Below are 25,422 nucleotides of genomic sequence, written 5' to 3'. Positions count from 1 at the left end.
ATTTCAAATATGGGAGCGAGCCTGCTCGCGAAGGCCGCGCCCCGGTTTCAGACCCTCGGCGGCCCGGGATAACCGCAATGCGCCCAGGATTCGGCGCGGGTGTACCAGGCCATCATCACCATCTGCTGCAATGAGCTATGGCCCATGCGCAGCAAGCTCAGTGAACTGTTCTCCCAGCGTTCGAGGAAATGCCGCATCGCTTCAGGGCTGGCGTTTTCCCAACTGCCCCAGATGCCGGTGAGCGGGCCACGGGTCACGGCCATGCCCAGCACGTCGAACAGTTGCCGAGTGAGCTTGAGCATTTCCGGCGACACGTGATCGAGGCTGTAGTCCAGCGACTTCAGCGTGCCGTCGACCGCTGCGGGCATTTCCCCGGCGGCAACGGCGCCGTCGAGCATTGCCGGGATCAGCGCGCGCAGGAACAGTAGATCGCCGTCGCGCAAAACGACAAAGCCGTTAGCGCTGACGCTCGACGAGCAGCCGGTGAGGCTGGCGCCAAGGCCGGCGGTGGCGAGAAACGCGCTGGCGCCGAGGCTGAATTTCAGCAGGCCACGGCGCGACAGGGCGGGTGTTTCGGTCAGGCTTGGGTGCATTGTTGTTATTACCCGGCGTCGACGAACGTTTAGCGGATGAACAGTTTCTGAATCAGTTTCTGAATCGATCTGCCGTAGGGCGGGTAGATCAGCCGGGCCGCGTTGAAGCGCTGTTTGATCAGCACACCCTTGGCCTTGCTGAAGGTCAGGAAACCTTCGTGGCCGTGGTAATGGCCCATGCCCGAGGGGCCGATGCCACCGAAGGGCATATCGTCCTGAGCCACATGCAACAAGGTGTCGTTCAGGCATACGCCGCCGGAATGGGTCTCGTGCAGTACGCGATGCTGTTCGCGTTTGTCGTAGCCAAAGTAGTAAAGAGCCAGAGGACGAGGCCGCTGATTGATGTAAGCGAATGCCTGCTCCAGATCGCGGTAGGGCACGATTGGCAGCAATGGGCCGAAGATTTCGTCCTGCATCACGGTCATTTCATCGCTGACATTGAGCAGCACGCTGTGCGGCATGCGTCGGCCCTGGCCTTGTTCGAACAGCGGGATCAGCAGCGCGCCCTTGCTGGTCGCGTCGCTGACGTATCCGTTCAGCCGGGCCAGTTGGCGTTCGTTGATGATCGCGGTGTAGTCGACGTTGTCGGCCAGGGTCGGGTAGAAGCCTTGCACAGCCTGACGATAGGCCTCGACGAAAGCGCCGACGCGGTCTTCCGGCACCAGCACATAGTCAGGCGCGACGCAGGTCTGCCCGGCGTTGAGGGTCTTGCCGAAGGCGATGCGTTCGGCGGCGTCCTTGAGCGGTACGTCTGTGGAGACAATGGCCGGCGACTTGCCGCCCAGTTCCAGCGTCACTGGCGTGAGGTTTTCCGCCGCAGCGCGCATGACGTGTTTGCCGACGCTGGTGGAGCCCGTGAACAGCAAGTGATCGAAAGGCAGACGCGAGAACGCCACGCCGACATCCGCTTCGCCCAGCACCACGCAAACCAGGTCTTCGGGAAAGATTCGCGCCAGCAGTTCTTTGAGCAGCAGCCCGGTGGCCGGGGTGGACTCGCTGAGCTTGAGCATCACCCGATTGCCGGCAGCCAGGGCGCCGACCATCGGCCCCACGGCCAGATACAGCGGGTAGTTCCACGGCACGATCACGCCGACCACGCCCAGCGGCTGGTAAACCACCTTCGCCGAAGCAGGCTGGAACGCCATGCCAACCTTGCGTCGCGAGGGCTTCATCCAGTTTTTCAGGTGACGACTGGCGTAGTGAATGCCGTGCAGGCTCGGCATCAGCTCGGCGAGCAGGGTTTCGTCGGCGCTGCGGTGACTGAAATCGGCGCTGATCGCGTCGATCAATGCCTGCCGCTCAGCGCTGAGCAGATCGCGCAAAGCCTTGAGCCATTGTTGCCGCTGTGCGGCCGGTGGCATCGGGTTGGCGGCGTACGCGGCGCGTTGTGCCTGGAACTGCCGATCAAGGGTTTCAAGAGGCTGTTGCAGCGTTTGCAGGTAGGCAATGTCGGCAGTCATCGCGGGCTCCGGATTTTATTGTAGTGGGCACTTTTTAGAGTCTAAGCTCTAGAAAGTCAAACGACTTCCGCGCACGTCAGTGTTTTATCCATTTCCGGTTAGGTCGTAAGATGCGCCGTCTACGCACTCTGAATTAAAGCTCAAGCCATGGCCCCACGAATAAAAACCAGCGAGCGCATCGTTCAGAACAGCCTGGAGCTGTTCAATCAGCAGGGCGAGCGCAGCGTCAGCACCAACCACATCGCCGCGCACATGGAGATTTCTCCGGGCAACCTGTACTACCACTTCCCCAACAAGCAGGCGATCATCGCCGTGTTGTTCAGTGAGTACGAAGCCCTGGTGGACAGCTTTCTGCGTCCGCCTCAGGGCCGCCCGGCGACCGTCGAGGACAAGCGTTTCTATCTCAAGGAACTGCTTTCGGCCATGTGGCGCTACCGCTTTCTGCACCGCGACCTCGAGCATCTGCTCGACAGCGATGCGGAACTGGCCGCGCGTTATCGGCGTTTCTCCCAGCGCTGCGTGATCCAGGGGGCCGCAATCTACGAAGGTTTTGTCGCCGCCGGCATCCTGAAAATGGATCGCGTGCAGATCGAATCGCTGACCCTCAATGCGTGGATCATCCTGACCTCGTGGGTGCGTTTTCTGTGCACCACGCGGGAAAACTCCAACCACCTCAGCGAACAGGCCGTGAAGCGTGGCGTGTATCAGGTGCTGGTGCTGGAAGCAGGGTTTGTTACCGATCAGGCGCGGGATGAAGTCAACGCATTGTTCGACGAGTTCTACGTGCCGCTGGCGCAGGCCCTTGAAGACGTGAAATAAACCGTTCAGCCGAATTCCACAGGAGCCCGTTATGTCGATTGCGCAGTTGATCAGCCCACAAGCACTGGACGCTCGCAAAGAGCAGCCGCGGCTGGTGATTCTTGATTGTCGTTTTGCCCTCGAAGATCCGGATTACGGCCAGCGCAGCTACGCCGAAGGGCACATTGCCGGGGCGAGTTTCGCCGATCTGGAACGGGATCTGAGCGGTAAAGTCGAGAAGGGCGTGACCGGGCGTCATCCGTTGCCCGAGCCGGCGGCGCTGATCGAACGCCTGCGAGCCTGGGGCATCAGCAACGACAGCGATGTGGTTCTGTATGACGACGGCCCGGGTGCATACGCGGCGCGGGCGTGGTGGTTGCTGGCATGGCTGGGCAAGCGCGACGGCGTATTCATTCTCGATGGCGGGCTCAAAGCCTGGCACGCCGCCGGCCTGCCGCTGAGCCTGGATCCGCCGAGCGTGACGCCGGGCAGCTTCAGTGGTCAGCCGGACATGAGCCTGTTGCTCAGCGCCGAACAATTGCAACAACGCCTCGGCCAGCCAACCCTGACCCTGCTCGACGCCCGCGCCTTGCCGCGCTTCAAGGGCGAAATGGAACCGATCGATCCGGTCGCCGGGCATATTCCCGGCGCGCAGTGCGCGGCGTTCACCGACAACCTCGGCAGTGATGGACGGTTTTTGCCGGCCGAGCAGCTCAAGCAACGCTTTGCCGCGAAACTGGGCGATCGCTCACCGTCGGAACTGGTCGCCTACTGCGGGTCCGGGGTGACGGCGTGTCACAACCTGTTTGCACTGTGCCTGGCCGGCTACCCGCTGGGTGCGCTGTATGCCGGATCGTGGAGCGAATGGATCAACGAACCGCCGCGCGGCATTGCCACCGGCGAATAACATCGCTGATCCCATGTGGGAGCGAGCCTGCTCGCGAAGGCGTCCTGTCAGGCATTGAATTTCCAGACTGACACACCGCGATCGCGAGCAGGCTCACTCCTGCAAGGGATATGCGGCGCTCATTGACCGAGTGCGGCCAGCCATTGCGGGATACGCCGCTCAAGGTAATACCCGGGCCGGCGCACCGAGCCGTCGACGAAACCGACATGACCGCCACGCGCCTGCAATTCGAACCGGGTGCAGGCTGGCAACTCGTCGGCTTGCGGCAGGCTGTGGGGAAATACGAACGGATCGTCCGCCGCCTGAATGATCAGCGTCGGCGTGCGGATCTCGCCGAGGTAGTAGCGGCTCGAGGCGCGGCGGTAATAATCCTCGGCATCATTGAAGCCATGCAGCGGCGCGGTAACCCGGCCGTCGAAATCCCAAAACGTACGCATGTTCTCCAGCGAGCCGAGCGCGGCCAGTTTCGCCAGGCCGTCTTCGCGCCCGTCATGCTGGAACTGACGCTGCTTGTTCCTGATGTAGGCGACCATCTCTCGCATGAAGTGCGCCTGATACACCCGCGAAAACCCTTGGCCAATGCGATCGGCGCATTGATCGAGACGGAACGGTACCGACACCGCCACCGCGCCGAGCACACCGCTGTTGCTGCCGGTTTCGCCCAGATGCTTGAGCAGCACATTACCCCCCAGCGAATAGCCGACCGCGTACAACGGCGCCAACGGTCGTTTCGCGCGCAGGTGCTGGATGGCTTCGGCAAGGTCTTCGCTGGCGCCGGAGTGGTAGCTGCGCGGCAACAGATTCGGCTCGCCGGAACAACCGCGCCAGTTCAGCGCGACGCTGGCCCAGCCCTGGTCGGCCAAGGCCTTTTGAATGCCCGCCACATAGGGCGAATTGGAAGAGCCGGTCAAACCGTGCAGCACCAGTACCAACGGCGCCTCGGCGCTGTGCGGGCCGTGCCAGTCGAGGTCGAGGAAGTCGCCGTCCTCGAGCCACAGGCGTTCGCGTTCGCGCTCGATGTGCACAGTCTTGCGCCACAGCGGCCCCCACAGGGTTTGCAGATGTGGATTGCCGAGGCCGAAGGCGGGGATGAAGCGTTCTGGCGAAGGGGGCACGATGATTCTCGATGGGCTTGTGGCGAGGAAGCTTGCCCCCTCGCCGCAGGTTGCTTGCGACCTTGTCAGCCGGCGATGTCCGCCGTGCGCTGCCACAGCGCGTAAAAAACCCGACCGGATTTCTGTTCACGATGCAGGCGCCAGTTGCCCGGCAGGCCCAGCGTCGATGGCGCTGTTTCGCTTTCAGTGTAGATCCACGAATCGGCCGCCAGCCATTGGCGCTCTTCCAGCAAGGTACAAACCGCTGGCAACAGGTTCTGGTTGAACGGCGGGTCGAGGAACACCAGATCGAACGGCGTCGCGGTCTGGGTTTCCAGGTAGCGCAGCGCATCGGCGGTTTGCACCTGGCCGTTGCTGCAACGCAGGGTGCCGAGGTGTTCTTTCAGGCTGGAAACCGCAACGTTGCTGGCGTCCAGCGCCTGGGCCGTGGCCGCGCCACGGGACAGGGCTTCGAGAAACAGCGCGCCGCTGCCGGCGAACGGGTCGAGCACTTTCGCCCCTTCGACATACGGCGCGAGCCAGTTGAACAGGGTTTCACGCACGCGATCCGGGGTCGGGCGCAGGCCCGGTGCGTCGGGAAAGCTCAGCTTGCGGCTGCGCCACTGGCCGCCAATGATGCGCAGCTGGTTCACGCCGTTGTGCACGTTTTGCACAGGTTTTTTCGGTGCTCGAGTGGCCATTAATGCTCCGGAACCCCGAGCGGTTGCTCGGCAGGTTTATCAGATGGGGCCGGTAACGGCTTTTGCGGCACGGTCGGGCCAGCGGTGACGATGACCATTTTCTCCGTGCTCAGGTGTTTGTTCAGGGCGTCGCGGACTTGCTCTACGGTCAGGCTTTGCGACTGACGCATGAAATCGTCGAGATAGCTCAGCGGCAGATTATAGAAGCCCATCGCGCCGAGCTGGCCAACGATGTCGGCGTTGCTCGCGGTGGACAGCGGGAAGCTGCCGGCCAGCTCGCGCTTGGCATCGTCGAGTTCTTTCTGTGTCGGCCCGGTTTTCAGGTAGTCGGCGAGCACGTCCTGCACCAGTTTCAGGGTGCCTTCGCTCATCTCGGCGCGGGTCTGCAGATTGATCATGAACGGGCCACGGGCCTGCATCGGACTGAACGCCGAATACACGCCGTAGGTCAGGCCACGCTTCTCGCGCACTTCGCTCATCAGGCGCGTACCGAAACCACCGCCGCCGAGGATCTGATTGCCCAGCGACAGCGCGGCGTAATCCGGATCGTCGCGATCGATGCCCAGTTGCGCGAGCATCAGGTTGGTCTGTTTCGACGGAAACTCGATGTGGTTGACGCTAGCCTTCGGTTCCTGCGGTGCGGCGATTTTCGCCAGTGCCGGGCCTTTCGGCAGGGCAGAGGAGACCTGATTGGCGATCGCCTCGGCTTCGGCTCGCGACAGGTCGCCGACCAGTGCAATCACAGCGTTGCCTGCGGCGTAGGCCTTGGCGTGGAACTCGCGCAATTGCTCGACCGTGATCTTCGGCACGCTTTGGGCATTGCCATCGCTGGAATGCGCGTATGGGTGATCGCCGTACAAACGCTTCATCAGCTCCAGGCTGGCGAGTTTGCCGGGGTTCTGTTTCTGGTACTCGAAACCGGCGAGCAGCTGGTTCTTGATGCGCGCGAAGGAGTCGGCGGGGAAGGTTGGTTTGCCGACCACATCGGCGAATAGCTTCAACGCTGGTTCACGCTGCTCAGGTGCGCTCAGACTGCGCAGCGAAGCCAGCGCCATGTCCTTGAACGCACCGTTGCCGAAGTCGGCGCCGAGGCTTTCAAAGCCTTGAGCGATGGCGCCGACGTCTTTGCCAGCAATGCCTTCGTTGAGCATGGCGTTGGTCAGCACCGCGAGGCCGGGGACGTTGCCATCCTGGCTGCTGCCAGCGGCGAAGATCAGGCGCATGTCGAACATCGGCAACTCATGGGCTTCGACGAACAGCACTTTCGCGCCTTCAGCGGTGTTCCAGGTCTGTACGTCGAGCTTGCGGCTGGCCGGAGCCTTGCCGTCGAGTTCGGCCAGCGATTGCAGTTTCTGGCTGGACTTGGCGTTATCCAGTGCTTCGCTGGCCTTGCTGTCAGCGCTTGGCGACAAATAAACCGCTGCCGAGCCGATCACTGCGACAGCAATCAGGCCAAGCAGCATCAGGCGTGGGGTTTTGCGCTCACTCATGAGTCGTCTCCATTGGCAGGACGTGGGCGACGCTGAGACGTTCGCGGGTGAAATACTTTTTCGCGGCGTTCTGGATGTCTTGCGGGGTCACGCTCTCCAGATCGGCCAGTTCGGTGTCCATCAGTTTCCACGACAGGCCGACCGTTTCCAGTTGACCGATCGCGGTGGCCTGGCTGGTGATCGAATCACGCTCGTAGACCAGGCCGGCGATGACTTGAGCGCGGACGCGTTCCAGCTCTTCGGCAGACGGCGCGGTGGTTTTCAGTTGCTCAAGCAGTTTCCACAAGCCGGCTTCGGCCTGGGCGATGGTCTTTTTCTTCTGCGTATTCGGCGTGGCCGACAGGGTGAACAGGCTGTCGCCACGGGTGTAGGCGTCATAGTCCGACGAGCCGCCGGAGACCAGCTCTTCGCCGCGTTCCAGTTGCGCCGGGATGCGTCCGCTGTAGCCGCCGTCGAGCAGCGCCGAGATCAGGCGCAAGGCGTTGACCGAGCGTTTGTCTTCAGCGGTTGCAATGCTCGGCACGTTGAAGCCAAGCATCAGGCTCGGCAGTTGGGTCTGCACGCGCAGGGTGATCTGGCGTTCGCCGGGCTCGGCCAGTTCCAGCGGTTTTTTCGCCGGTGGCACGTCGCGTTTGGCGACCGGGCCGAAATAACGCTGGGCGAGGGTTTTCACTTCGTCCGGAGTGACGTCACCGACCACCACCAGCGTGGCGTTGTTCGGCGCGTACCAGGATTGGTACCAGTGGCGCAGTTCCTCGACTTTCATGCGGTCGAGGTCAGCCATCCAGCCGATGGTCGGCGTGTGGTAACCGCTGGCCGGGTAGGCCATGGCCTTGTAGCGCTCGTAAGCCTTGGACATCGGCTTGTCATCAGTGCGCAGGCGGCGCTCTTCCTTAATGACTTCGATTTCCTTGGCGAACTCGTCGGCCGGCAGGCGCAGGTTGGCCATGCGGTCGGCTTCCAGCTCGAAGGCCACGCCGAGGCGATCGCGAGCCAGCACCTGGTAATAAGCAGTGAAGTCGTCGCTGGTAAAGGCGTTCTCTTCGGCGCCAAGGTCGCGCAGGATCAGCGAAGCTTCGCCGGGGCCGACTTTTTCGCTGCCCTTGAACATCATGTGCTCGAGCGCGTGGGACAGACCGGTCTGGCCCGGAGTCTCGTAGCTGGAGCCGACCTTGTACCAGATCTGCGAAACGACCACCGGCGCACGATGGTCTTCGCGCACGACGACCTTGAGGCCGTTGTCGAGGGTGAATTCATGGGTCGGTTGCGGGTCGGCCGCCAGGGCCGAAAGGGGCAGGCAGACTGCGCTGAGCAGCAGGCCAGCAGCGCGGCGGGCAAGAGCATTCATTCGTTTTTCAACCTGTTGGGCTGCCCGCTTGGTCTTAGCGTCAGCGGGCGAGAGGGTGCTAGGATACTGATCCGTTTTACTGGCGGCCACGCCTATCAGGTTTCGATACCCGGTCAGGCTGTATGGGTTTGTCGCGGATAGCAGCAGTTTTTCATCTGTACTGCGCGTTTTCGCCGACGATGCCGCTCCAGTCCTTCGTGTTAATTGAAGTTTGAGGTGCCTTCGGTGCCTCGACAAAATGTTGCGCGTGAACAAGCTGGGTGAAACACAGTCTGTTCTGCATCGAATATTTATTTGCCGGGGCGCCCTGTTGGCGCGTCGCTACCGTGAGATAGCCGTCCTCCATGTTTGGTTCCAACGACGACAAGAAGAGCCCAGCTGCGGCTGGCGAGAAGAAAAGCCTGTTCGGATGGCTGCGGAAGAAACCGCAAGAACCCGTCGTCGAACAGCCGCCCGCGATTCCTGAGCCGGCCCCCGCGCCAGCACCTGTAATAGAAGAAGAGCCGGCGCCGATTGTGCTGCCGATCGCCGAGCCGGTGCTGCAACCGGAGGTTGACGCCGAGCCCGAAACCCCGGCCGCTGCCGAGTTGCCGCTGACGCCCGCCGCCGAGCCGTGGCTGACCCTGCCAGTGGCAGAAGAACCGGTCGCGCTGGTTGAAGAAGCAGCGCCGCATGTGACGCCAGTGATTCCTGCGCCGGTTGCCGAAGTGGCTGCGCAGCCTGTGCCTGAGCCGGTTGTCGAGCCAGCGCCGATCATTTCTGAACCCGCCGCCCCGGTTGTTCCGCCGTCCGAGCCTGAGCCCGCACCGCTTGCCGCTGCGCCGGTTATCACTCCGATCGTGCCGGTCGAAGCACCTGTAGAAGCGCCCGTCGAAACCCCGCGCACCGAAGAAACCAAAGCCGGCTTCTTCGCCCGTCTCAAGCAAGGCCTGTCGAAGACCAGCGCCAGCATCGGCGAGGGCATGGCCAGCCTGTTCCTCGGGCGCAAGACCATCGACGATGACCTGCTCGACGACCTCGAAACCCGACTGCTGACCGCCGACGTCGGTGTCGAGGCTACGACGCAGATCATCCAGCGCCTGACCCAGAAAGTCGCACGCAAGGAGCTGGCCGACGCCGACGCCTTGTACAAATCCTTGCAGGCCGAATTGGCCGCGATGCTCAAGCCGGTTGAACAGCCACTCAAAATCGCCTCGCAGAACAAGCCTTTCGTGATTCTGGTGGTTGGCGTCAACGGCGCCGGCAAAACTACCACCATCGGCAAACTGGCGAAGAAGCTGCAACTGGAAGGCAAGAAAGTCATGCTGGCGGCCGGCGACACCTTCCGAGCTGCGGCCGTGGAGCAATTGCAGGTCTGGGGCGAGCGCAACAAGATTCCGGTGATCGCCCAGCACACCGGCGCTGATTCCGCTTCGGTGATCTTCGACGCCGTGCAAGCGGCCAAGGCCCGTGGCATCGACGTGCTGATCGCTGACACCGCCGGTCGCCTGCACACCAAAGACAACCTGATGGAAGAGCTGAAAAAGGTTCGCCGGGTGATCGGCAAGCTCGACGCCGACGCGCCGCACGAAGTGCTGCTGGTGCTCGACGCCGGCACTGGCCAGAACGCCATCAACCAGGCCAAGCAGTTCAACCAGACCGTCGAACTGACCGGCCTGGCGCTGACCAAGCTCGACGGCACCGCCAAGGGCGGGGTGATTTTCGCCCTGGCCAAGCAGTTCGGCTTGCCGATTCGCTACATCGGCGTCGGTGAAGGCATCGACGATTTGCGCACCTTTGAAGCCGAACCCTTTGTCCAGGCGCTGTTTGCCGAGCGGGAGCGTTCATGATTCGTTTCGAACAGGTCGGTAAACGCTACCCGAACGGTCACGTCGGCTTGCATGAGCTGAGCTTTCGAGTCCGTCGTGGCGAGTTCTTGTTTGTCACCGGTCACTCCGGTGCCGGTAAATCCACGCTGTTGCGCCTGTTGCTGGCGATGGAGCGGCCGACCAGCGGCAAATTGCTGCTCGCCGGGCAAGACCTGAGCACCATCAGCAACGCGCAGATTCCGTTCCTGCGCCGACAGATCGGCGTGGTGTTCCAGAATCACCAGTTGCTGTTTGATCGCACGGTGTTCAACAACGTCGCCTTGCCGCTGCAAATCCTCGGCCTGTCCAAGGTCGAGATCGCCAAGCGCGTCGATTCGGCGCTGGAGCGCGTGGCGCTGTCGGAAAAATCCGATCTGTACCCGGGCGACCTGTCCACCGGTCAGCAACAGCGCGTCGGCATTGCCCGCGCCATCGTCCATCGCCCGGCCTTGCTGCTGGCGGACGAACCGACCGGTAACCTCGATCCGCGCTTGGCGGCGGAGATCATGGGCGTGTTCGAAGACATCAACCGTTTGGGCACCAGCGTGCTGATCGCCAGTCACGACCTGGCACTGATCGCGCGCATGCGTCATCGCATGCTGACCCTGCAACGCGGCCGCCTGATCGGCGACGGGGAGGCCGGGGTATGAGTGCGACACGCAGTCCGAAGGTTTCCGAGCGCGTGGCCCCGAAGGCCGCCGACCCGCAACCGCAGAAGAAGAAAAAACACGACGATGACGACGGCCCGGACTTCGCCACGCTGTTTCACGCCTGGATCGAAAGCCATCGCGCCAGCCTGCTCGACAGCCTGCGCCGCCTCGGCAAACAGCCTATCGGCAGCTTCTTCACCTGCATGGTGATGGCCGTTGCTTTGAGTCTGCCGATGGGGCTGTCGCTGTTGCTCAACAACGTTGAGCGTCTTGGCGGTTCCTGGCAGCGCGCGGCGCAGATTTCCCTGTACCTGCAACTCGACGCCAGCCCGGAGCAGGGTGAAGCGCTGCGTGAGCAGATCAAAGGCATGCCCGGCGTCGCTGATGCCGAATATGTCGGCCGCGATCAGGCGCTGGAAGAATTCCAGCAGCAGTCCGGCCTGGGCGAAGCCCTGCGTGAGCTGCCTGACAACCCGTTGCCGGGTGTGGTGCTGGTGACACCGAACGAAGTCGACAAGCCGACACTCGAAGCATTAAGACAAAAACTTTCCGAGCTGCCGAAGGTACAACAGGCGCAACTTGATCTAGTCTGGGTCGAGCGTCTGGCCGCCATCCTCAAGCTTGGCGACCGCTTTGTCTTCGGTCTGACGGTGTTGTTGGTGTCTGCATTACTTTTGGTGATAGGCAATACCATTCGTCTTCATATTGAAAACCGCCGCACCGAGATAGAAGTGATTAAACTCGTCGGCGGCACTGACAGTTATGTGCGCCGCCCTTTCCTGTATATGGGCGCGTTGTATGGCTTCGGTGCAGGGCTGTTGTCCTGGGGTGTATTGGCGTTCGGCCTGAACTGGCTGAACGATGCGGTGGTCGGACTGGCCGGTTTGTACGGCAGTGATTTTGCCCTGGCCGGCGTGCCAGTGGCCGACGGTCTGTCGCTCTTGCTTGGCGCGGTGCTGTTGGGTTATATCGGTGCATGGATTGCAGTCGCACGTCATCTCAGGGAGCTGGCGCCGAAGTAGAATCTTTTTTGCGCGTGATTGACCTTGCGGTTTTTATGGGAACTTGTACCTGAGTTCCCGGTCAATTTTTCGCAGTGCCGAGAGGCACGAGTATGTGAGTGGGAGGTTTTTTCGTATGACCAATTCTTTGCAACCTGCGTATGCGCTGGTTCCGGGTGCGAACCTGGAAGCCTATGTGCACACCGTCAACAGCATTCCATTGCTGACGCCGGAGCAGGAGCGTGAACTGGCCGAGAGTCTCTACTATGAGCAGGATTTGGGGGCGGCTCGGCAGATGGTGCTCGCCCACCTGCGTTTTGTCGTACACATTGCCCGTAGCTATTCCGGCTACGGTCTGGCTCAGGCTGACCTGATCCAGGAAGGTAACGTCGGCCTGATGAAGGCCGTCAAGCGCTTCAACCCGGAAATGGGCGTGCGTCTGGTGTCGTTCGCCGTGCACTGGATCAAGGCGGAAATTCACGAGTTCATCCTGCGCAACTGGCGTATTGTGAAAGTCGCGACCACCAAGGCCCAGCGCAAGCTGTTCTTCAACCTGCGCAGCCAGAAGAAGCGTCTGGCGTGGCTGAACAACGAGGAAGTCCACCGTGTGGCGGAAAGCCTTGGCGTCGAACCACGTGAAGTGCGCGAAATGGAAAGCCGCCTGACCGGCCATGACATGGCCTTCGACCCGGCTGCTGAGGCCGACGACGACAGCGCTTTCCAGTCGCCGGCCAACTACTTGGAAGACCACCGGTACGACCCGGCGCGTCAACTGGAAGATGCCGACTGGAGCGACAACTCCAACACCAATTTGCACGAAGCACTGGAAGTGCTGGACGAGCGTAGCCGCGACATCCTCTACCAGCGCTGGCTGGCAGAAGAGAAAGCCACGCTGCACGACCTGGCGCAGAAGTACAACGTGTCGGCCGAGCGAATCCGTCAGCTCGAAAAGAGCGCGATGAACAAGCTCAAGTTGTCGATCGCCGCGTAACCGGCGCATCAGCAATAAAAAACGCCCCGATCAGCGATGGTCGGGGCGTTTTTATTTCTGGCTTTACGCAAAACCCATGTGGGTGTTATTCAGCCCAAGGCGCCCGTCGCGAATCATTCAGCCCGAGCAAGTAACTGTCCCCGCCCAACTGACTCATCTGCTGCCGAATCCACCCGGCACGTCGCGATACATAACCGGTCGGATGACTCGCGCTCCACACCCGTGGGTTGGGCAGTACGGCGGCCAGATAACTCGCCTGCTGGCGCGACAATGACTTCGCGCTCACGCCAAAGTGGTGGCGGGCCGCCGCTTCAGCGCCAAACACGCCGTCATCCCACTCGACGCTGTTCAGGTACACCTCAAGAATCCGCTGCTTGGGCCAGAACACCTCGATCAGCGCGGTAAACCACGCCTCCAGGCCTTTGCGCAGATAACTGCGGCCCGACCAGAGAAAGAGGTTTTTCGACACCTGCTGGCTCAAGGTGCTGGCGCCGCGAATCGAGCCGCCCAGTTCGTTGTGGGCCAGAGCGGCCTGAATCGCGCGCAGATCGAAGCCCCAGTGCTCGGGGAATTTCTGGTCTTCGCCAGCAATCACCGCCACTTTCAGGTCATCGGAGATCTGGTCCCACGGTTTCCAGGTGCGCTGCAGATCAATCGGCTCGCCGTCGACCCAGGATTCGACCTTGCGCTCGACCATCAACGCCGTACCCGGCGGTGGCACGAAGCGGAACACCAGCACCAGCAAGACGCTGCCGCCGGCGAACCAGAGCAGAGCCTTCGTGAGACGACGGAAAATTGAACGCAGCATAGAGATGGCTTGGCCGAACCCGTGGAGCGGGCCATTATACAGACCCTGCCGATGGCGTCTGACTGGAGTTCCCCATGCTGCGTGGCTTTTTGATGCTGGCCGCTTTTTTCGGATTCACCGGTGTTGCGCTCGGTGCGTTTGCCGCTCACGGCCTGAAAAACCGTCTGACGCCGGAATACCTGACGATTTTCCACACGGGCATCACCTACCAACTGGTGCACACACTCGCGCTGTTCGGCGTTGCGCTGCTGGCCACGCAGATTCAGGGGCGCCTGATTACTTGGGCCGGCCTGTCCTTCACCGTCGGCATTGTGTTGTTCTCCGGCAGCCTGTATCTGCTGACCATGACCGGCATCAGCAAACTCGGCATCATCACGCCGTTCGGAGGCCTGGCGTTTCTCATCGGTTGGGTTTGCCTCGGCCTCGCCGCCTGGCGCTTGCAGCCAACCGCTTGACGCTTGGTACTGACCTTTAGGTCATGATCGGGCTAGAATGCCAGCCCCTAAAAATGATGGCGGCGTTGTGCATGCGCATTCAGTTGAACGGCGAGTCCTTTGAATTGCCCGACGGTGAAACCGTTGCGGGCCTGATCACCCGTCTGGATCTGGCCGGACGTCGCGTGGCGGTCGAGCTCAATCTGGACATCGTCCCGCGCAGCCAGCATGCCGACACCACGTTGAACGACGGCGACAACGTCGAAGTGGTCCACGCCATCGGCGGCGGCTGATTGTCCCGGCCCGCAAGGGCACAGAATTCTGCAAGACCCTCACCCTTAAAGAGGATTCCCCATGAGCATCGTTCGTAGCGACAAGCCTTTTGTGCTGGCCGGTCGTACTTACCAGTCGCGTTTGCTGGTCGGTACCGGCAAGTACCGTGACATGGAAGAAACCCGCCAGGCCATCGAAGCCTCGGGTGCCGAGATCGTCACTTTCGCCGTGCGCCGCACCAACCTGGGCCAGATCGAAGGCGAGCCGAACCTGCTCGAAGTGCTGTCGCCGGATCGCTACACCTTCCTGCCGAACACTGCCGGTTGCTACGACGCCATCGAAGCCGTGCGCACCTGCCGCCTGGCGCGTGAACTGCTCGACGGCCACAACCTGGTGAAGCTGGAAGTGCTGGCCGACCAGAAAACCCTGTTTCCCAACGTGATCGAAACCCTCAAGGCCGCCGAAACCCTGGTCAAGGAAGGCTTCGACGTGATGGTCTACACCAGCGATGACCCGATCATCGCTCGCCAGTTGGCCGAAATCGGTTGCATCGCCGTGATGCCGCTGGCGGGTCTGATCGGCTCCGGTCTGGGCATCTGCAATCCGTACAACCTGCAGATCATCCTCGAAGAAGCCAAGATCCCGGTGCTGGTGGATGCCGGTGTCGGTACCGCTTCCGACGCGACCATCGCCATGGAACTGGGTTGCGACGCCGTATTGATGAACTCGGCCATCGCCCACGCCCAGCAACCGGTCATGATGGCGCAAGCCATGCAGCACGCCATCGTCGCTGGTCGCCTGGCGTACCTCGCCGGCCGCATGTCGAAAAAACTCTATGCCAGCGCCTCTTCGCCGCTGGATGGTCTGATCAAGTAAGAGCCATTGATGACTGAATCGAACGACACGCCTGTCCAGCCGGACGAAGGCGACGAGCGCCAACACCGCCGCATCAAGAGTTTCGTGATGCGCGCCGGGCGCATGACCGAAGGCCAGCAACGCGGCCTGGACCAGGGCGCGCCGCTGTACGTGCTGCCGCTGGCCGATGCGCCGGTCGATTACGACCAGGTGTTCGGCCGCTCGGCACCGCGCTCGCTGGAAATCGGTTTCGGCATGGGCCACTCGCTGCTGGAAATGGCCGCAGCTGCCCCAGAGCAGGATTTCATCGGTGTGGAAGTGCACCGCCCGGGTGTCGGCGCGCTGCTCAATGGCGTGCTGACCCAAGGGCTGACCAACCTGCGGGTCTACGATTGCGACGCGATCGAAGTGCTCAACCGCTGCATCGCCGACAACAGCCTCGATCGCCTGATGCTGTTTTTCCCGGATCCGTGGCACAAGAGCCGCCACCACAAGCGCCGCATCGTCCAGGCCTCGTTCGCCGAACTGGTGCGCAGCAAGCTCAAGGTCGGCGGCATTCTGCACATGGCCACCGACTGGGAACCGTACGCCGAGTACATGCTGGAAGTGATGAACGTCGCCCCGGGCTACCGCAACCTCGCCGAAGACGGCAGATGCGTCCCGCGCCCGGCCGAACGCCCGATCACCAAGTTCGAACGCCGCGGCGAACGTCTTGGCCATGGCGTGTGGGATCTGAAGTTCGAAAAGATCGCTTAAGCATCACGCAATAAAAACTGTGGGAGCGAGCCTGCTCGCGAAAGCGGTCTGACAATCAACGATGATGTTGGATGTCATGACGACTTCGCGAGCAGGCTCGCTCCCACATTTCGTTTTGGGGTGTTTGCGGGGTCAGCGGCGGTCGGCGACGACGCCGATCAGTACCAGTACCACCAACAGCACCGGAGCCAGGCTGTAGTTGTTGAACTGGCTCAGGCCTTTGATCACCCACGGCGTGGCGTAGATCAGCGCGGCGCCGCTGCCGATCAGGCAGAGCAGGGCCATCAGGGGCACGCGCAGGGCGCCGGCGATGCTGCCCAGGCGTTGCTCGACCCAGCCTTTGAAGTCAGCGCCGAACAGCACCAGCAGGCAACCGACCAGCGCCAAAGCGATTTCCGAGAGATTGCTGCGGCTCCAGCGGGAGACGGTGGCCAGCAGGTCGAGTATCAAATCCATGCGTTTTCCCTTTGAGCTGAAGTCAGTTCAGAAATTGTTGCAGCAAATCGTTGAGAAACAGCTGGCCGCGTTCGGTCGCCGCCAGGCGTGACGGTTCGACCTGCAACAGGCCGCTTTGTTCGGCTTCGCGCCGGCCTTCGGCGAGGGTCTCCAGCGACAGGCCGGTGCGCTCCGGATACAGGCGCGATTCGACCCCGGCAGTCAGGCGCAGGGCGTTCATCAGGAACTCGAACGGCATCTCGTCATTGCTCAGCGATTTCTCGCCAGCCTGAAAACTCTTCGCCGGGTTCAGATAATCCTTCGGCAGGCGGGTTTTCCACGTGCGCACGATGCGCCCGTCCGGATGACTCAGCTTGCCATGGGCACCGGCGCCGATGCCGATGAAATCGCCAAAACTCCAGTAATTGAGGTTATGCCGCGCCGGGCGACTGGCCTGGGCATACGCCGAAACTTCGTACTGCGCGTAACCGTGCTCGGCCAGCAGCGCCTGACCGGCTTCCTGAATGTCCCACAGGGTGTCGTCTTCCGGCAGCACTGGCGGCTGGTTCCAGAACACCGTGTTCGGCTCCAGCGTCAGTTGATACCAGGAAATGTGCGTCGGCTTCAGCGCAATGGCCTGGCGCAGATCGCTCAAGGCATCGTCCAGCGACTGATCGGGCAAACCATGCATCAGGTCGAGGTTGAAGTTATCGAACCCGGCCTGCCGGGCCATGTCCGCCGCACGCACGGCTTCGTCACCGTTGTGAATGCGGCCGAGGGCTTCTAGCTTTTCCTGCTGGAAACTCTGGATGCCGATCGACAGGCGATTGATCCCCAGCTTGCGATAAGCAACAAACTTCTCTTGCTCGAAGGTGCCCGGATTGGCCTCAAGGGTGATTTCGATGTCGGCTGCGAACCGGATGCGCTGTTCGACGCCCTGCAACAAGCGTCCGAGGGCTTCGGCGCTGAACAGGCTCGGCGTCCCGCCACCGAAGAAAATCGAGGTCAGCTCACGGCCATACACCGCATGCAGATCCTGGTCGAGATCGGCCAGCAGCGCGTCGACGTATTCCTGCTCCGGCAGCACCGGGCTGGCGGTGTGCGAGTTGAAATCGCAATACGGGCATTTGCGTACACACCACGGGATGTGGATGTACAGCGCCAGGGGCGGCAGGGTGGGCAGCGGTGCCCGAGGCGAGGACGCGGCGCCGCCGATGATCAGCGACGACGCGCAAGAATCAGTGGTCATTTCAAGCCCAGACGCTGGCGCAGCAGATCCATTGCACGGGCGCGGTGGCTGATCTGGTTCTTGTCGGCCGGGCTCAGTTCGGCACTGGAGCAGTCGCGCTCCGGCACCCAGAACAGTGGGTCATAACCGAAGCCGTGCTCGCCGCTGGCAGCGGTGAGGATGCGCCCGTGCCACAGGCCTTCGCAGAGGATCGGCAGCGGATCATCGGCGTGGCGCACCAGTGCCAGCACGCAGACGAACTGCGCGCCGCGCTCAGCTTGCGGCACGTCCTTCAGCGCATCGAGCAGTTTGGCGTTGTTCGCCGCGTCGCCCTGGCCGTCGGCGTAACGCGCCGAATAGATGCCCGGTGCGCCGCCGAGGAAGTCCACTGCCAGCCCGGAATCGTCGGCCAGTGCCGGCAGCCCGGAAATGCGCGCGGCATTGCGGGCCTTGAGGATCGCGTTCTCGACAAACGACAGGCCGGTTTCTTCCGGTTCGACCTTGCTCCACTCGCCAATCGAGCGCAGTTGCACCGAGTCGCCGAGCATGGCCTGGAGTTCTTTGAGTTTGCCGGCGTTATGGCTGGCCAGTACGAGCTGCTTGATGTTCATCATTCGCCGGGAAAGAGTTCTTGGTTGAAATTGATGGTGTTGATCTTGTCGCCGTTCTGCACCTTGATTTCAAAGGTGCGGGTTTCCTGTTGCGGCACCGGGTACTGGGCGATGTAGTAGATCGCGCCCTGTTCGGTGACCTGGCGGAATTTCAGCGCCACGCTGTTGCTGGTCAGATCCTTGATCGTGCCGGTGACGCTGGCGATCACCGGTTTGCCGTCCTTGACCACCGAGACGTTGATCACGCCCTGATTCTTGCTGCGGATCAGCTCGGCAGCCTTGGCGATGTCCGGTTGCAGGAACGTCGAGTTGAAGGTGTTGTAGTGCACCGTGATGTCGCCGAAGGTTTCCTTGCGTTCACCTTTGATGACGTCCGCCGCCATGGCGCTGGCGCTCAGGCAGGCGGTGAGTAACAGCAACGCTAGACGACTCATGTTCGTGCTCCTTCGAATGCCCAGGCTCAGACCGCGACTCGGTGGTCCGCCAACTGCGGACTGCTGACGCGGTAGATACCGATTTCACCTAACAGATTAGGCCATAGCTTACTGGCCCACCCGTGGCGGTGCTGTTGATCCACGGCAAGCCGATCAATGACCTTGGCGTCACGTTCGCGGCACAGTTCTTCGAAATCCTCGAAGGTGCAGAAGTGGATGTTCGGCGTGTTGTACCAGGTGTAGGGCAGGAATTCCGAGACCGGCATGCGGCCCTTGCTCGCCAGATACCAGCGGCAGCGCCAGTGGCCGAAATTGGGGAAGGTGATGATGCACTGACGGCCGACCCGGAGCATTTCGTCGAGGATCTTGTCCGGGTAGTGCACGGCTTGCAGGGCCTGGGTCATGACGACGATGTCGAAACTGTTGCTGGCGAAGTTGCCCAGCCCCTTGTCCAGATCCTGCTCGATGACGTTGATGCCCTTGGCCACGCACTCGGCGATGTTGTCGGCGTCGTTTTCCAGGCCATAACCGGTGACGTTCTTGTTGTCGCGCAGCCAGGTCAGCAGCTCGCCGTCACCGCAACCCAGGTCGAGGACGCGGCTGCCGGCGGGGATCCATTCCTGGATGATTTCCAGATCAGCTCTCATGGCTTTCTCACAACGAAATGCGGTTCATGTAATTGCCGAACGCCTGCAAATAGCGCGGGATCGGAATCAGGAAGGCGTCGTGGCCCTGGGGCGCGTCGATTTCCAGATAACTGACGTCCTTGCGCGCGGCCATCAGCGCATCCACCAGTTCCCGCGAGCGCGCCGGGGAGAAGCGCCAGTCGGTGGTGAACGACATCACGCAGAACTTGGCCGTGGCGTTTTCGAAGGTTTTCGCCAGGTCATCGTCGAAGTTAGCCGCTGGATCGAAGTAATCCAGCGCTTTGGTCATCAACAGATAGGTGTTGGCATCGAAGCGCCCGGAGAACTCTTCGCCCTGATAACGCAGGTAGCTTTCGACCTGGAACTCGACACTGTGGAAGTCGTAGTTGAGCTTTTCGCTCTTCAGGCCACGGCCGAATTTCTCACCCATTGAATCATCGGACAGATAGGTGATGTGCCCGACCATGCGCGCGAGCATCAGCCCGCGCTTGGGGATCACGCCCGCTTCCTGGAACGAACCACCGTGGAATTCCGGATCGGTGAGGATCGCCTGACGCGCGACTTCGTTGAAGGCGATGTTCTGCGCCGACAATTTAGGCGCCGAGGCGATCGCCAGGCAGTGACGTACGCGATCCGGGTAGGTGATGGTCCATTGCAGGGCCTGCATGCCGCCGAGGCTGCCGCCGATCACCGCTGCCCACTGGCGGATGCCGAGCAGGTCAGCCAGACGCGCTTGGCTGTGCACCCAGTCTTCCACGGTGAGCACCGGGAAATCGGCGCCGAACGGCTTGCCGGTTTCCGGGTTGATACTGCTCGGGCCGGTGGAGCCGTTGCAGCCACCGAGGTTGTTCAGGCTGACCACAAAGAACTTGTTGGTGTCGATCGGCTTGCCGGGGCCGATGCAGCTGTCCCACCAACCGGGCTTGCGGTCGTCGACGCTGTGATAACCAGCGGCGTGATGATGACCGGACAGCGCGTGGCAGATCAGCACGGCGTTGCTCGCCTGGGCGTTCAGCGTGCCGTAGGTTTCATAAATCAGGTCATAAGCGGCCAGCGAACGGCCACAGGCCAGCGTCAGCGGTTCGCTGAAATGCGCGGTTTGCGGCGTTACCAGACCAACAGAATCGGCGGGAAAGGCAGTTGGCATCGACCCTGCTCTCGTTGAAATGAGGCGTAAGTCTAAAGACCGGGGGGGTTAGCGGCAAGCAGCCCTCACCCTAACCCTCTCCCAGAGGGAGAGGGGACTGACCAAGGTGTTCTGTCGAACTGCGCCGACCTGATAATTGCGAGTCGAACTCCAATCTTGAGCTCAACACAAATCGGCTCCCTCTCCCTTGGGAGAGGGCTGGGGTGAGGGGCGCAGACGACGCCATATCAAGCCGAGCGCCAATCCCTCTCACCTCACATCAGCAAACGCAGAATCTCCGGCATCATCGTCATCGCCGCCAGATTGTTGATCACCAGCATGTCGATCAATTTCAGCGCAAGGAAAGCGAAGATTGGCGACAGGTCCAGGCCACCGAGATTCGGCAGGAAGCGGCGGAACGGTGCCAGCGCCGGTTCACAGATCTGGTTGACCAGTTCAGCGCCCGGATTGTGGCTGCCCGGTGCGACCCACGACAGGATCACGCTGATGATCAGGGCGAAGAAGAAGATCTTCAGGAACAGCGCGGTGACGCCGATCAGCGACCAGATCACCAGTTGCAGCGGGTTGCCAGTGGTGCCGTAGGTCAGCAGCAGGGTCAGCGCCATCAGCAGCAGTTGCACCAGAATCGCCAGCACCAGCGACGACATGTCGAGGCCGAACAGGCTCGGGATGATCCGGCGCAAAGGCTTGAGCAGCGGCTGAGTGGCCTTGACCACGAACTGGCACAGCGGGTTGTAGAAGTTCGCCCGCACCAGTTGCAGGACGAAGCGCAGCAGCACGATCAGCAGGTACAGGCTGCCGAGGGTTTGCAGCACGTAAACCGCTGCGGTGTTCAATCCGATCATGTAAGGCTCCTTTATTTGCCCAGTTGTTCGGCCATTTCGGCCGAGCGGTGCGCGGCGGCGCCGAGTGCGGTTTCAACCAGCGCTTCGAAGCCGCCAGCCTGGAATGATTTGATCGCAGCTTCCGTGGTGCCATTCGGCGAGGTCACGCGGCGACGCAGTTCGGCGGCGTCGACATCGCTGGACACCGCCATGTGCGCGGCGCCCAGAGCAGTCTGCACGGTCAGTTGCTCAGCGATCTCTTTTGGCAGGCCAAGTTTGACGCCGGCGGCGGTCATGGCTTCGATCAGCAGGAAGAAGTACGCCGGGCCGGAGCCGGACACTGCGGTGACTGCGTCCAGTTGCTGTTCTTCTTCCAGCCACAGCGCAATGCCGACGGCGGACAGCAGCTCTTCGGCTTGCTGGCGCTGCTCGGCGCTCACTTCGCTGGTCGCGTACAAACCGCTGACACCCTGACGCAGCAGCGCCGGAGTATTGGGCATGCAGCGCACGATTGGCTGTTCGCCGAGCCACGCGGTCATGCTCGCGCAGGTGATGCCGGCGGCGATCGACACCACCAGTTGGTTGGGCTTGAGGCTCGGGCGAATCGCCTCGCACACGGCTTTCATCGCCTGGGGCTTGACCGCCAGCACGATGACATCGACGCCGTCGATGGCCTGGGCGTTGTCAGCGAAGGTTTCGATGCCGTGTTCGGCGCTGACCTTGGCGCGGGTGTCTTCGCCCGGATCGCTGGCGCGGATCTGCGCCGCTTCCAGACCTTTGGCGCGCAAGCCGCCAATCAGACTGGCCGCCATGTTGCCCGCACCGATAAACGCAATACGTGTGTTGCTCATGTGTGGTCCTTATCTGGAAACGTTCAAGACTGGGAATAATCTCTGGCGCCAAACAGCGCGGTACCGATCCGCACCCAGGTGGCGCCTTGGGCGATGGCCGACTCAAGGTCGTGGCTCATGCCCATGGACAGTGTGTCGAGCGGCAGAGCGAGGCTCGCCTGCAATGCCTGTACGGCGGCGAAGGCAGCGTCCTGTTCAGCGCGCTCCTCGGTCGGCTCGGGAATCGCCATCAGTCCGCGCAGTTTCAAGCGTGGCAGCGCGCTGATGGCCTCGGCCAGTGCTGGCAGATCGGCCGGGGTGCAACCGGATTTGCTCGCCTCGCCGCTGACATTGACCTGAATGCAGATGTTCAGTGGCGGCAGTTCGGCCGGGCGTTGTTCGGACAGGCGTTGGGCAATTTTCAGACGATCCACGGAGTGCACCCAGTCGAAATGCTCGGCAATCGCGCGAGTCTTGTTCGATTGAATGGGGCCGATGAAGTGCCAGATCAAGGGCAGGTCGGCCAGCTCCAGCTGTTTGCCCAAGGCTTCCTGCAAGTAGTTTTCGCCGAAGTCGCGCAGGCCCGCCGCATAGGCTTCCCGCAGGGCCTGGGCGGGTTTGGTCTTGCTCACGGCGAGCAAATGGATGCTGTTTTCGTCGCGGTGCGCAGCTTTGGCCGCTGCCTGGATGCGCGAACTAACCTGAAGGATGTTGTCTGCTATCGTGGACATCAAGAGGCGCCGGCGGTCTGTAGGTTCGCGGCATTCTACTGGAATTGAGGGACGCTATGGATATCACTGAACTGCTGGCCTTCAGCGCCAAACAGGGCGCTTCCGACCTGCACCTGTCGGCCGGCCTGCCGCCGATGATTCGCGTCGATGGGGACGTGCGACGGATCAATCTGCCGGCGCTGGACCACAAGCAAGTGCACGATCTGATCTACGACATCATGAACGACACCCAGCGCATCGAATTCGAGAAAAATCTGGAAACGGATTTTTCCTTCGATGTACCCGGCGTGGCGCGGTTTCGGGTCAACGCATTCAACCAGAATCGTGGTGCCGGCGCGGTGTTCCGCACCATTCCGTCGAAAGTGCTGAGCATGGAAGACCTCGCCATGGGCGATGTTTTCCGCAAGATCACCGATGCGCCGCGCGGGCTGGTGCTGGTCACCGGGCCGACCGGCTCCGGCAAGTCGACCACGCTGGCGGCGATGATCGATTACCTCAACACCCATCGCCATCACCACATTCTCACCATCGAAGACCCCATCGAGTTCGTCCATGAATCGCGCAAATGCCTGATCAATCAGCGCGAAGTTCATCGAGATACCCGCAGCTTCGCCACTGCACTGCGCTCGGCCCTGCGTGAAGACCCGGACGTGATTCTGGTCGGCGAGATGCGCGATCTGGAAACCATTCGCCTGGCGCTGACCGCCGCTGAGACCGGGCATCTGGTGTTCGGCACGCTGCACACGACCTCGGCGGCGAAGACCATCGACCGCGTGGTCGACGTGTTTCCCGGCGACGAGAAGTCGATGGTCCGTTCGATGCTGTCGGAGTCGTTGCTGGCGGTGGTGTCGCAGACGTTGATCAAGAAGATCGGCGGCGGGCGGGTGGCGGCGCATGAAATCATGCTCGGGACATCGGCGATCCGTAACCTCATTCGCGAGGACAAGGTGGCGCAGATGTATTCAGCGATTCAGACCGGTGGGTCGTTGGGCATGCAGACACTCGATATGTGCCTGAAGGATCTGGTCACCAAGGGCTTGATCAGCCGCGAGCATGCACGCGAGAAAGCGCGCACCCCGGATAACTTTTGAGGGAGTGATCGTTCCCACGCTCTGCATGGGAATGCAGCCCGGGACGCTCTGCGTCCCTGCCGAAGCGGACGCGGAGCGTCCATTGAGTCATTCCCACGCGGAGCGTGGGAACGATCGGTATGGTGTTAGCGCTGGACTACCCGCAGCTGCTGTTGCTCTTTCGGCAACACGCGCTTGGCGACGACGTAATGCTTTTCCCAGTACGGCTTGTTCAGCGTGTCGATGCTCACCGCTTTGCCCCGGCGCGGGGCGTGGATGAAGCGGTCGTTGCCCAGGTAGATGGCAACGTGATTGACCCGACGGCTCTTGATGTTGAAGAAAATCAGATCGCCCGGCTTCAGATCCTTGCGCTCGACTTTCTCGCCGTGACCGCTGGCCATGGCATTGGAGGTGCGTGGCAGGTCGAACGTAGCGTCGTTGAACGCATATTTCACCAGACCGCTGCAATCGAAGCCTTTACTTGGGCTGCTGCCGCCCCAACGATAAGGTGTACCGAGGACGTTTACCGCACGGCTCAGCACATTGCTGCTTTCCTTGCTCGCCATCGGTGGCACCAGCTTGCTGCGGCTCTTGCTGCTCAGCGTGGTGGTCTTGCTCTTGCTGCTTTTGCTCGAAGGAGCCGAAGCATGGGATTTTGGGGTGAAGCCGTTGACGTTAGGAAGACGTTGCTCACGATTGGTGGCGTGGGCGGCCAGTGGCATTAATAGGCAAATAGTCAGCCATGTCTTGAAAAATGGTCGCATTAGGCGTGGCTCATAAGTGATAGCGCGCAACTTTATAACAGTTTTTTTTGCCGTTCCGAGGCCGTTCATCGATTCATTCCGCCGGCTACGGAACCAAAAACGCTCAAAAAGTACGCAATTGTCCGACAGAAGTCAGGTTCTACAAGGGTTTCGCGCTAGCAACGGTAACATTTGCCATACGTCGGCCACCTGTAAAAAAGTCACAAAGAAATGAAGAATATTTATCTATCGAGTGCAATGAGGCCTTAATGAACAGCTATCAGCTCCCACGCGTGAAAGAAAAAGACACTCACAGCAAAGTCATCGGCTACCTGCTGTGGATTTTCGGATTCACTGGCGCGCACCGCTTTTATTACGGCAAACCGGTGACCGGGACGATCTGGTTCTTCACCTTCGGTTTGCTGGGGATTGGCTGGCTGATCGACCTGTTTCTGATCCCGGCGATGGATCGCGAAGCGGATTTGCGCTTTGCTGCCGGGCCGATCGAGTACAACGTCGCGTGGATTCTGCTGACTTTCCTCGGTGTGTTCGGCGTACACCGGATGTATCAGGGCAAATGGATCAGCGGCTTGCTGTATCTGCTGACCGGCGGGTTGTTCTTTATTGGTGTGCTGTATGACTTCTGGACCCTGAACGATCAGGTGTCGGTGCGCAACGCGCAGAATCGCGGCGCCTTTCAGTAAGTAGTGGCGAGG

30 protein-coding genes are annotated in these 25,422 nt (G+C 61.4%); 12 read left to right on the top strand and 18 right to left on the bottom strand.

The annotated features are described in order from the left end of the window. Positions 1–47: 47 nt before the first annotated feature. On the bottom strand, positions 48–593 hold the full coding sequence (locus ACYSTU_RS05250) for a twin-arginine translocation pathway signal protein (RefSeq protein ID WP_498996587.1): 546 nt from the start codon (positions 591–593) through the stop codon (positions 48–50). Positions 594–622: 29 nt separating this feature from the next. Continuing rightward, positions 623–2,053 carry a coniferyl aldehyde dehydrogenase gene (locus ACYSTU_RS05245; protein ID WP_498996584.1) on the bottom strand — a complete coding sequence of 477 codons (1,431 nt, stop codon included), beginning with the start codon at positions 2,051–2,053 and terminating at the stop codon, positions 623–625. A gap of 147 nt (positions 2,054–2,200) precedes the next feature. On the opposite strand from ACYSTU_RS05245, the gene ACYSTU_RS05240 reads away from it, so the two are divergent. Then, positions 2,201–2,872: a TetR/AcrR family transcriptional regulator gene (locus tag ACYSTU_RS05240; RefSeq protein WP_016772708.1), complete on the top strand. Its 672-nt coding sequence runs from the start codon at positions 2,201–2,203 to the stop codon at positions 2,870–2,872. A gap of 31 nt (positions 2,873–2,903) precedes the next feature. Continuing rightward, positions 2,904–3,758 (top strand): sulfurtransferase, encoded by an 855-nt coding sequence (locus ACYSTU_RS05235; RefSeq protein ID WP_498996579.1) that lies wholly within the window; start codon positions 2,904–2,906, stop codon positions 3,756–3,758. Positions 3,759–3,877: 119 nt separating this feature from the next. On the opposite strand, the gene ACYSTU_RS05230 is transcribed toward ACYSTU_RS05235, so the two are convergent. The 5 genes from ACYSTU_RS05230 to ACYSTU_RS05210 all read right to left on the bottom strand — a co-directional run bounded on the left by ACYSTU_RS05230 (position 3,878) and on the right by ACYSTU_RS05210 (position 8,737). Beyond that, positions 3,878–4,873, bottom strand: coding sequence for a hydrolase (locus ACYSTU_RS05230; protein ID WP_498996577.1), 996 nt, complete (start codon positions 4,871–4,873; stop codon positions 3,878–3,880). A 65-nt stretch (positions 4,874–4,938) separates the two neighbouring features. After that, on the bottom strand, positions 4,939–5,553 hold the full coding sequence (rsmD, locus tag ACYSTU_RS05225; RefSeq protein WP_016772711.1) for a 16S rRNA (guanine(966)-N(2))-methyltransferase RsmD: 615 nt from the start codon (positions 5,551–5,553) through the stop codon (positions 4,939–4,941). Further along, positions 5,553–7,043, bottom strand: coding sequence for a M16 family metallopeptidase (locus ACYSTU_RS05220; protein ID WP_498996574.1), 1,491 nt, complete (start codon positions 7,041–7,043; stop codon positions 5,553–5,555). The genes rsmD and ACYSTU_RS05220 overlap by 1 nt, the downstream gene beginning before the upstream one ends. Further along, a complete protein-coding gene (locus ACYSTU_RS05215; protein WP_123441741.1) occupies positions 7,036–8,391 on the bottom strand; it encodes a M16 family metallopeptidase in 1,356 nt (451 codons plus the stop codon). The genes ACYSTU_RS05220 and ACYSTU_RS05215 overlap by 8 nt, the downstream gene beginning before the upstream one ends. A 151-nt stretch (positions 8,392–8,542) precedes the next feature. Next, positions 8,543–8,737, bottom strand: a complete 195-nt coding sequence (locus ACYSTU_RS05210; RefSeq protein WP_016772713.1) for a hypothetical protein — start codon at positions 8,735–8,737, stop codon at positions 8,543–8,545. Between ACYSTU_RS05210 and ftsY the strand changes: the two genes are divergently transcribed. The 4 genes from ftsY (at position 8,736) to rpoH (ending at position 12,880) form a co-directional block, all read left to right on the top strand. Continuing rightward, on the top strand, positions 8,736–10,220 hold the full coding sequence (ftsY, locus tag ACYSTU_RS05205; protein ID WP_350482209.1) for a signal recognition particle-docking protein FtsY: 1,485 nt from the start codon (positions 8,736–8,738) through the stop codon (positions 10,218–10,220). The genes ACYSTU_RS05210 and ftsY overlap by 2 nt on opposite strands. Next, a complete protein-coding gene (ftsE, locus tag ACYSTU_RS05200) occupies positions 10,217–10,888 on the top strand; it encodes a cell division ATP-binding protein FtsE (protein ID WP_476307553.1) in 672 nt (223 codons plus the stop codon). The genes ftsY and ftsE overlap by 4 nt, the downstream gene beginning before the upstream one ends. After that, positions 10,885–11,910 carry a permease-like cell division protein FtsX gene (gene ftsX / locus ACYSTU_RS05195; RefSeq protein WP_122612362.1) on the top strand — a complete coding sequence of 342 codons (1,026 nt, stop codon included), beginning with the start codon at positions 10,885–10,887 and terminating at the stop codon, positions 11,908–11,910. The genes ftsE and ftsX overlap by 4 nt, the downstream gene beginning before the upstream one ends. A 115-nt stretch (positions 11,911–12,025) precedes the next feature. Next, the gene (rpoH, locus tag ACYSTU_RS05190) at positions 12,026–12,880 is read left to right on the top strand and encodes an RNA polymerase sigma factor RpoH (RefSeq protein ID WP_016772717.1); all 855 of its coding nucleotides are present in this window, start codon (positions 12,026–12,028) and stop codon (positions 12,878–12,880) included. 85 nt (positions 12,881–12,965) lie between these two features. Here the strand turns inward: rpoH and mtgA are convergent, their stop codons facing one another. Continuing rightward, the gene (gene mtgA, locus ACYSTU_RS05185) at positions 12,966–13,688 is read right to left on the bottom strand and encodes a monofunctional biosynthetic peptidoglycan transglycosylase (RefSeq protein ID WP_024014666.1); all 723 of its coding nucleotides are present in this window, start codon (positions 13,686–13,688) and stop codon (positions 12,966–12,968) included. Between the two features lie 74 nt (positions 13,689–13,762). On the opposite strand from mtgA, the gene ACYSTU_RS05180 reads away from it, so the two are divergent. The 4 genes from ACYSTU_RS05180 to trmB all read left to right on the top strand — a co-directional run bounded on the left by ACYSTU_RS05180 (position 13,763) and on the right by trmB (position 16,006). After that, a complete protein-coding gene (locus ACYSTU_RS05180) occupies positions 13,763–14,143 on the top strand; it encodes a DUF423 domain-containing protein (protein WP_498996567.1) in 381 nt (126 codons plus the stop codon). A gap of 71 nt (positions 14,144–14,214) precedes the next feature. Then, entirely contained in the window at positions 14,215–14,415 is a 201-nt protein-coding gene (gene thiS / locus ACYSTU_RS05175) for a sulfur carrier protein ThiS (RefSeq protein ID WP_038861193.1), read from the top strand. Between the two features lie 61 nt (positions 14,416–14,476). After that, positions 14,477–15,271, top strand: coding sequence for a thiazole synthase (locus tag ACYSTU_RS05170; protein WP_498996564.1), 795 nt, complete (start codon positions 14,477–14,479; stop codon positions 15,269–15,271). A gap of 9 nt (positions 15,272–15,280) precedes the next feature. Then, positions 15,281–16,006, top strand: a complete 726-nt coding sequence (trmB, locus tag ACYSTU_RS05165; protein ID WP_110603636.1) for a tRNA (guanosine(46)-N7)-methyltransferase TrmB — start codon at positions 15,281–15,283, stop codon at positions 16,004–16,006. 132 nt (positions 16,007–16,138) lie between these two features. Here the strand turns inward: trmB and ACYSTU_RS05160 are convergent, their stop codons facing one another. The 9 genes from ACYSTU_RS05160 to ACYSTU_RS05120 form a co-directional block, all read right to left on the bottom strand. Continuing rightward, entirely contained in the window at positions 16,139–16,462 is a 324-nt protein-coding gene (locus ACYSTU_RS05160; protein ID WP_008083808.1) for a DUF3392 domain-containing protein, read from the bottom strand. Between the two features lie 22 nt (positions 16,463–16,484). Then, positions 16,485–17,690: a radical SAM family heme chaperone HemW gene (gene hemW, locus ACYSTU_RS05155; RefSeq protein WP_498996560.1), complete on the bottom strand. Its 1,206-nt coding sequence runs from the start codon at positions 17,688–17,690 to the stop codon at positions 16,485–16,487. Continuing rightward, positions 17,687–18,283, bottom strand: a complete 597-nt coding sequence (gene rdgB / locus ACYSTU_RS05150; RefSeq protein WP_024014661.1) for an RdgB/HAM1 family non-canonical purine NTP pyrophosphatase — start codon at positions 18,281–18,283, stop codon at positions 17,687–17,689. Before rdgB ends, hemW begins: the two co-directional genes overlap by 4 nt. Continuing rightward, complete coding sequence (locus ACYSTU_RS05145; RefSeq protein ID WP_016772726.1) at positions 18,280–18,714, bottom strand: DUF4426 domain-containing protein; 435 nt, start codon at positions 18,712–18,714, stop codon at positions 18,280–18,282. The genes rdgB and ACYSTU_RS05145 overlap by 4 nt, the downstream gene beginning before the upstream one ends. Positions 18,715–18,740: 26 nt before the next feature. Further along, a complete protein-coding gene (gene metW, locus ACYSTU_RS05140) occupies positions 18,741–19,361 on the bottom strand; it encodes a methionine biosynthesis protein MetW (RefSeq protein WP_024014659.1) in 621 nt (206 codons plus the stop codon). Between the two features lie 7 nt (positions 19,362–19,368). Beyond that, positions 19,369–20,508: a homoserine O-succinyltransferase MetX gene (metX, locus tag ACYSTU_RS05135; RefSeq protein ID WP_130888301.1), complete on the bottom strand. Its 1,140-nt coding sequence runs from the start codon at positions 20,506–20,508 to the stop codon at positions 19,369–19,371. Between the two features lie 254 nt (positions 20,509–20,762). After that, a complete protein-coding gene (locus ACYSTU_RS05130) occupies positions 20,763–21,353 on the bottom strand; it encodes a YggT family protein (protein WP_016772729.1) in 591 nt (196 codons plus the stop codon). Between the two features lie 11 nt (positions 21,354–21,364). Next, positions 21,365–22,183 (bottom strand): pyrroline-5-carboxylate reductase, encoded by an 819-nt coding sequence (gene proC, locus ACYSTU_RS05125; protein ID WP_016772730.1) that lies wholly within the window; start codon positions 22,181–22,183, stop codon positions 21,365–21,367. A 23-nt stretch (positions 22,184–22,206) separates the two neighbouring features. Beyond that, entirely contained in the window at positions 22,207–22,893 is a 687-nt protein-coding gene (locus ACYSTU_RS05120; RefSeq protein WP_016772731.1) for a YggS family pyridoxal phosphate-dependent enzyme, read from the bottom strand. A 56-nt stretch (positions 22,894–22,949) separates the two neighbouring features. Here ACYSTU_RS05120 and ACYSTU_RS05115 point away from each other — a divergent pair, with 56 nt between their 5' ends. Continuing rightward, the gene (locus ACYSTU_RS05115; RefSeq protein ID WP_016772732.1) at positions 22,950–23,984 is read left to right on the top strand and encodes a type IV pilus twitching motility protein PilT; all 1,035 of its coding nucleotides are present in this window, start codon (positions 22,950–22,952) and stop codon (positions 23,982–23,984) included. A 125-nt stretch (positions 23,985–24,109) separates the two neighbouring features. On the opposite strand, the gene ACYSTU_RS05110 is transcribed toward ACYSTU_RS05115, so the two are convergent. Further along, positions 24,110–24,727, bottom strand: coding sequence for a C40 family peptidase (locus ACYSTU_RS05110; protein WP_024014657.1), 618 nt, complete (start codon positions 24,725–24,727; stop codon positions 24,110–24,112). Positions 24,728–24,975: 248 nt separating this feature from the next. Between ACYSTU_RS05110 and ACYSTU_RS05105 the strand changes: the two genes are divergently transcribed. Continuing rightward, complete coding sequence (locus tag ACYSTU_RS05105) at positions 24,976–25,410, top strand: NINE protein (protein WP_016772734.1); 435 nt, start codon at positions 24,976–24,978, stop codon at positions 25,408–25,410. Positions 25,411–25,422: the final 12 nt, after the last annotated feature.

The sequence above is a fragment of the Pseudomonas glycinis genome, from assembly GCF_054871425.1.
This window is presented reverse-complemented; position numbering and strand designations above follow the sequence as displayed.